The sequence below is a fragment of the Pseudaestuariivita atlantica genome, from assembly GCF_001205715.1.
GTDB lineage: Bacteria > Pseudomonadota > Alphaproteobacteria > Rhodobacterales > Rhodobacteraceae > Pseudaestuariivita > Pseudaestuariivita atlantica.
The window spans coordinates 1-4,114 of sequence record NZ_AQQZ01000038.1; the positions used below are offsets into that span (position 1 = coordinate 1).

General features: G+C 53.3%; 6 protein-coding genes. 1 reads left to right on the plus strand and 5 read right to left on the minus strand.

The annotated features are described in order from the left end of the window. Positions 1–67 precede the first annotated feature (67 nt). On the plus strand, positions 68–448 hold the full coding sequence (locus tag ATO11_RS21970; RefSeq protein WP_134643203.1) for a hypothetical protein: 381 nt from the start codon (positions 68–70) through the stop codon (positions 446–448). On the opposite strand, the gene ATO11_RS21570 is transcribed toward ATO11_RS21970, so the two are convergent. The 5 genes from ATO11_RS21570 to ATO11_RS22245 form a co-directional block, all read right to left on the minus strand. After that, positions 445–672, minus strand: a complete 228-nt coding sequence (locus ATO11_RS21570; RefSeq protein ID WP_082176583.1) for a WGR domain-containing protein — start codon at positions 670–672, stop codon at positions 445–447. The two genes, ATO11_RS21970 and ATO11_RS21570, sit on opposite strands and share 4 nt — an antisense overlap. 11 nt (positions 673–683) lie before the next feature. Beyond that, a complete protein-coding gene (locus tag ATO11_RS21575; protein ID WP_082176585.1) occupies positions 684–962 on the minus strand; it encodes a chromosome partitioning protein ParB in 279 nt (92 codons plus the stop codon). Beyond that, positions 946–1,614 (minus strand): ParA family protein, encoded by a 669-nt coding sequence (locus ATO11_RS20915; RefSeq protein ID WP_050532856.1) that lies wholly within the window; start codon positions 1,612–1,614, stop codon positions 946–948. Before ATO11_RS20915 ends, ATO11_RS21575 begins: the two co-directional genes overlap by 17 nt. Before the next feature lie 111 nt (positions 1,615–1,725). Continuing rightward, on the minus strand, positions 1,726–2,760 hold the full coding sequence (locus ATO11_RS20920) for a replication initiator protein A (RefSeq protein ID WP_050532857.1): 1,035 nt from the start codon (positions 2,758–2,760) through the stop codon (positions 1,726–1,728). 273 nt (positions 2,761–3,033) lie between these two features. Continuing rightward, positions 3,034–4,114, minus strand: a 1,081-nt coding sequence (locus tag ATO11_RS22245) for a plasmid recombination protein (RefSeq protein WP_207383007.1), incomplete at its 5' end; no start/stop codon positions are given.

The following is a 4,114-nucleotide window of genomic DNA, read 5'->3' on the forward strand; positions in this document are numbered from 1 at the left end:
TATTGTTTATAATAAGAAAAATAAATCCTAAAAAAGTAGGATATGTTGCAAAATAGTGGAGCGCAACATGAACTCAAAAACACCATACCTTGAAAATCACATCACTAAACAAATCAAGGAAGTTGATATAAAAATCAAAGAGTTACAAAGTGAAAGGGCCGCGCTAGAGCGGTTGTTGTTAAAGGCGCGTCAGGATGAAGCCCAAGAACGTGAGCCGATCCGCCGCAACAGCGTGAATCGTGTTCTGATCGAAAACAGGATTCTTGATGCCTTACGGCGTTCGCAGAAGCCGTTATCAAACCGCGACTTGTATCTTGAAGCGCGGACCGTGGTTTACGATTTGAAAGAAACTACGTTCCGTTCACATATCAAACGGATGAAGGATGCAGAGAAGATCGTAGCGAAGGGTGCTAGATGGGAGTTACCCGAAGCGAAAGGCGTAACCTAAACGCTTGAATAACCACGTTTTCGCTTAGCATCCGTCAATGTCTCCAGAGCATTTTCTGCCTCAGCTTTGCTGCGAAACAAGTCCATACGAACTCGGCCACCACGACTGATCCGACCCCATTCGCGGCTAAGCGTCCATTCTCCAAACAGATTAGGCAATACAGACATGCGGTAGTAACGCGCGATGTTCTTTTCCAGATCGTATTTTTCGAGATGTGCTTTCATGTTTGCTCTGTCTATTGAGCTTTGCGGTAGATTTCCCACAGCCGTTCAATGAGCTGCCCTTGCGTGACCCCAAGCTTTTCCGCCTCGTTTGCAATCGCCTCGCCCACTTCGGGAAGCACCTTCGGGTGGAGTTGGTGGGTTCGCGGGCTGGGTTTTCTTCCAGGCTTCTTGCGAGGAGTTCTATCGAGGAACCCCCTCGCCTCTCCAACCTCATCAACACGGCGAACATCTTCAACGGTCGTCCCCTTCGGACGGGCTTTCAGCCCAGCAAGCCTATTTGAGCCGCTCATAAACAGCCTCCGTGAATGAGAGAGCGTTTGCCAACGCCTTATCTACCTTGCCACCCGTGACCATCTCCGGGTCATTCATCATCGCTGTCAGATCACTCCCATAGGCAAAGAGTTCCGAAAACGCTGCGCGCGCGACCAGGGACGGCTCGATCACGTCGATCCCTGCCCCACTAAGCTGTTCTTCCAACTCCTTCTGGACACGGCTTTTGACGGCTGCGCTGGTCTTGGTCAGCACAACAGCATGCCGGATTGACCGCCCAAGCGCTTCTTCTTCTTCGCGAACCAACGCCAACGCTTCGGAACCGATCTCTGCGTCCAGGGCTGTCGGCTGCATCGGGACAATCACCAAATCCGCCTGGGAGATGGCGCGACTGACGAGCTGGGAGGCAACCCCTTCGAGGTCCACAATCACGATCTTGCCGTCACCATCAGCGCTCCGGATGGTCGGAACGATCTCTGACCGACCAACATCGCTCTTCAAGGTCACACTAGAAGGCGCACCATGAGATGCCCACCGGGTAAGAGACTTGTTCGGGTCACAGTCAAGCACCGTGACATCCGCGCCCATGCGGGCGAACTCAGACGCCAGAAGAACTGCGCATGTCGATTTTCCAACCCCGCCTTTGGGGCTTGCCATAACGATGACGGGCATTGCTCGATCCTGTCACTTAGTTGTTACCGGCTTTATATCTCATACCGGAATTAAATCCAACACCGGAATTATATCTATTACCGGTTTTATTTCTGTAACCGGCTTTTAATCTCAAGGCCTGCCTCGCTTCTCGAACCATTTTCGGCAGAATCCAATGAAAGCGCGGTCAGCGTTGCGGGGCGGCTCAACACACCAGTCGCGCCACTCTCGTTCCAGAAAACGAACGTCCCAACCGGGCGCTGCATGGCGCGCTTCTTCGTAGGTGTCGGACTGGAGCGGTGGAATGCTGCCTTCAACAAGCTGGGCAGGAGACATCGTGCCGCGATTGGTGAACACCACCATGTCGGCTTCATCTTCAAAGGTAACGTGGTAATCCGGCAAATGGTCATGCTCTGCGAGCTGCCGGATCATCTGCCGAAAGCGCTTCTGTGGGCTTTGCGACCCCGTCTTAAGCAGTAATTTGGCCAGCGTGATGCGCCAGGTTTTCTGCTGCCCACAATGCTTCCGGGCGATCTCGTACACCCGTCTTTCGATGGGCTTGCGCAGGCGGAAGTAGTCCCGGTGGAGGGTCAGTACCTCTTCGTTCCGGATTGCGTTGAAGACCCAGTCTGACAGCTTCACTTCACACCATAAAAGACGCCCGTCCAAACCGTGCTTTCGGCGGATAGAGGAAGCGTCGATCAGGCCGAAGCCATCGACTTGCTCTTCATCGCCAGTGACAATGTTTGTCCTGATCCGCGTCCCTTCGAGGCGATCAAGGGCATCGAGCAGAGACTGGTATTCCCGGCCACTTGTACCCCGGTTGGTGAAGATCAGCAGCTCTCTGGAGTTAATCCGGACACGGGGCGAAACGGCTTCGCCCTCCTTCAGCTTCGCCATGATCTGACTGATACAGTAGATCAGAATATCCTTGTCGTAGATCGTCGCCAGACCTTTCACGCTCGGCGTAATCTGTAGCCACTTGTCCCCGTTCTCATATCGTTTGACCGTCGTCTCCGGCTTCTTCGAGAGCGAATAGAACGGATGCTCCATGTGTTGCATCACGTCCTTCAGGACAGCGTCGGCCACATCGCAAATGAAAAGATCATGCTGTGGATGACGATCCGGCAGCAGGGGAGCCAGAACGTTCGTGTTATCAGTTACCATGGCACAACATTCGTGGTTTTAGTTACCGCAGTCAAGATTCGTGTTATCAGTTACCAAAAGCAGGATTTCAGTTACCAAGATTCGTGTTATCAGTTACCACATGCCATAAAAAATCGAATAGTTTCAATTTAGTAAGAGCTACTATTATGTACGTAACACAGATTCTAACACCTATATAACACCAACAAACGGATCAGAACCTTACCCAAAGGCCTGATTCCAAATGACTAACCTTAGATTCTGCTTAGAAAGCTAACACGGCCAATCTGGCTCTTAATGGATTGGACCTCGATCCTTGTGGGTATGTGTTTCGGGTTCTTCAACATCAACCAGCCGATCTGCAACAGAGCGCAGCGCATGGTTTGGTATCTCAGCGTCGGTTTGCTGATAATAGGCGAGGGCAAGTCTAAGCTGTTCGGCTTCTTCCAGCTGCCTGCCCAGGATCGGGGCCAACACGTCCGAGTTACCGTCCCGCAAAGCGATCAGATCTTCATCGGACAGCGCATCTTCGATTTCATCGAGGAATGCTTCAGTTTCAGCAGTGCTGTTAAGCGGAGGTGTCGTGCGATCCTCGCGCGTCCGTTCCAGAACAAGCCGCGTGTAGGGCAGGGCAGGGGGCAAGGCCTCTACCTCAGTGACGGTATCCGCCTTGTTCTGTTTGTTGATCTCATCCCGCACCGAGATTAGCGCGTTGCGGAACCTTTGCTGATCTTCTGTCAGCGGGACGTCTGGTGGCAGGGCGCAGTTGTAAACCTGTACAACCAGATTGACCCGCTCAGGTGATCCGGCAGCTTCCTTGAGCACTTTCAGATCGCCCGCCAGAACTCGCTTTTCGACACCCGTATAAATTCGAACAGCCGCTTCTGCCTTGTCGGTGATACCTGCGAGAGACAGCGACGTTTCCAGCCGCCGGTTCTGATACGCGGTATCAGCGGCTGTTTCCCGTTTGGCATTGAGTTCCTCTTTCACCTCGGCCAGCTCATCACCAAGCGATGTCACGATACCTTCCAGCGTTTCGATCATCTGGTTCGACAGATTGATCTTAGTGTCCGACACGCGGTCCCGCTCCATCATCTCCAGCATGAGGGCACGGACACGCGCTGTGGCGGCTTCTATGGCCCGCGCGTGCCATTCCGCATCGCTTTCCTTGCCAGCGCCGAGGAGAGAGCCTCTCAGGCGCTCTGGGATGTCCACAGCATCCGTTTTGTCGGTATAGGCCCCATAGACCCTCTGAACCCGCTCATGGCGCGCCACAGAGCCCTTGATGCCCCGCCGGAGGCCATATGGCTCACTGACTTTCTCGGCAAAGTCTGTCTGAAGGTCGGACAGCGCTTTCTTGTTGCCGACAAAGGAG